General features: G+C 52.7%; 3 protein-coding genes. All 3 read left to right on the top strand.

Going from position 1 to position 1,988, the window contains the following annotated elements:
* Window positions 1-207 precede the first annotated feature (207 nt).
* From I2E26_RS02755 to I2E26_RS02745, 3 genes are read left to right on the top strand one after another with little or no spacing between them, the layout of a single operon-like run.
* Complete coding sequence (locus tag I2E26_RS02755) at window positions 208-873, top strand: DUF4417 domain-containing protein (protein WP_147587546.1); 666 nt, start codon at window positions 208-210, stop codon at window positions 871-873.
* Window positions 860-1,252 carry a hypothetical protein gene (locus tag I2E26_RS02750; protein ID WP_147587547.1) on the top strand — a complete coding sequence of 131 codons (393 nt, stop codon included), beginning with the start codon at window positions 860-862 and terminating at the stop codon, window positions 1,250-1,252. The genes I2E26_RS02755 and I2E26_RS02750 overlap by 14 nt, the downstream gene beginning before the upstream one ends.
* Window positions 1,252-1,827, top strand: a complete 576-nt coding sequence (locus I2E26_RS02745; RefSeq protein ID WP_147587548.1) for a hypothetical protein — start codon at window positions 1,252-1,254, stop codon at window positions 1,825-1,827. The genes I2E26_RS02750 and I2E26_RS02745 overlap by 1 nt, the downstream gene beginning before the upstream one ends.
* The last annotated feature ends 161 nt before the right edge of the window (window positions 1,828-1,988 follow it).

The raw sequence follows: 1,988 nt of genomic DNA, 5'->3' as shown, positions 1-1,988 counted from the left end.
CGGTAGGGGTACAGACGCGAACTTGAATGTTATTTCCGCTCTGATGGGTTGGTGGATGAGGTCCTCTTCACTAGCTTTGATTCCACTGTGGTCCACCATCGGTCACTCCTCTAACTAAATAACGTAACTAGTTAGTAATTATAACTAGACCTACTATGAAATCAAGGCGGGAATAGGCCCGTTTCTTGAGTAGAAAGGGGTTTCATTTTGAACTATGAAACCTACCGAAGCGTTTTCAACGCTGACATTAATACGGGGGCAACACCGTATGGGGAGTGGGATATGCCACTCATGTGCCGTGTAGACGCTCTTCCGCCCTCGTTGGTTCCCTATGATCGAATTAACAGGGAAGTGAATCACGATAAATGGGTTCACTTCTGTATCCATGATGCTCGTTTTATGAGCCTGTGGCGTAATCCTTGGAAGCAACTATCTCGACTTCAGTGTTTTAAGGGGTGCATTGCTCCTGATTTCAGCATGTTCTGGGGCTATCCGCGTTATATGCAGCTTGAAGCCGTTTGCCGCAGTCGCGCTATTGGAGCATGGATGCAACGTAATGGGTGCGTAGGAGTGCCATTTCTGCGCTGGGGCCTTAAGAATACGTACGATTTTTCATTTTCTGCCGTAGAGCCTGAAGGCACGATTGCCGTTGGAACAATTGGCTGCTTTGGGAACAGTGAGACAAGGAAGGTGTTCGAGGACGGCTTTGGTCCGATGCGAGAGATTGTGAGGCCAAAGCGGGTTTTGGTGATAGGTTCTGACCGTAGCGGCGTGTTTGATGAGGCACGTCAAGACGGTATCGAAATCATTTCATATGAGGGAGAAACGGCTCGTTACTATCGCGAGAAGGGGGTGCGCAATGGGATCGGCTAAGGGGGATACAATGGCTTTGCGGGCAGGTAGATCGCTTGAGGAGAATCTGGAAGAGCTCGTTAAGTACTTCCCGGTGGATGAAAGAGGATACTTTGGGACCAAAGGTGTTTCGCGGAAGGAGCGGATTCGCAACATCGCCACGGAAGCGCCAGGCCGCACTGCCGCGGAGTTTGCTGCTATTGCCGCGGCGAACCCCTCTGTCGTTCGGCCGCTTCCCGCCAAAGGTTTCATGTGGATCATGCGCGACGGCGGCAGGGTGACGTATCGGTGGACGTCAACTTCCGATGGAACACCGGTGGTTGAATTATCCTGCAATGGCGTCCTGGGTATCGCGGATCAGAAGATTCACTTCGTTCCCTTAAGAAAGGGGAGGCTGTAATGGTCGATATGGATATGCGTTTTAGCAACGAGGAGATTGAGCTGCTTTGTGGGGCTAAGGGCAACGTCCTCGAAGCGATTGGCTACGTGCCCGTTACAAGCGGCTTGGCATTCGGGCGTGTACGGCTCTATCTTAGCGGCGGAGCATTCGACATTGTTTCCCGCATGCACGATATCGACTATTCCGGCAATGGGGAGGTTGATGATGACGATGCCTTTCTTTCCATCGAGCAGGGCCTAGGCAGCGTTGCCGCTTTGAGCGAGCTTTCAGGGGAGGAGATGCGCGTGGAGTGCGGCAAGGTCGTGAAGCGTGTCCTGGTGGCGCAGGATTCGGTTGATTCCTACGAGGATGGCAAGCTGACGTTCAAAACTGCCTATCCCCAGGCGGTGCTGTTTGATTTTGGAGATCAGATGATGAGCATCGATAAACAAGCTTGCAATTGGATGATGCTTACGGTGAAGTTCGGCGAGAACGTTGATGAGTTGGTATATGACTCGGGGAAGGGCTGGGAGGTTAATTCGGATGGCTCTCCTGAGATTCGCAACGAATTCAAACGGGAAATGCTGGAGTTATAGCCAGTTATGCTCGCAAGGCTGCCATTGAATTTCTCGGGCAACCTCGAAAAGGGGGGACAAAATACCCCGTCCCAAAATGACCCGTCCCTTCACGCACGAGCCCGCGGGCGGCTGGCTGCCGAGCGAGCGCATCTCGGCCGCCGACGCGCTGCGCATCTACA

This window comes from Collinsella sp. D33t1_170424_A12, assembly GCF_015554865.1.
Classification (GTDB): domain Bacteria; phylum Actinomycetota; class Coriobacteriia; order Coriobacteriales; family Coriobacteriaceae; genus Collinsella.
This window is presented reverse-complemented; position numbering and strand designations above follow the sequence as displayed.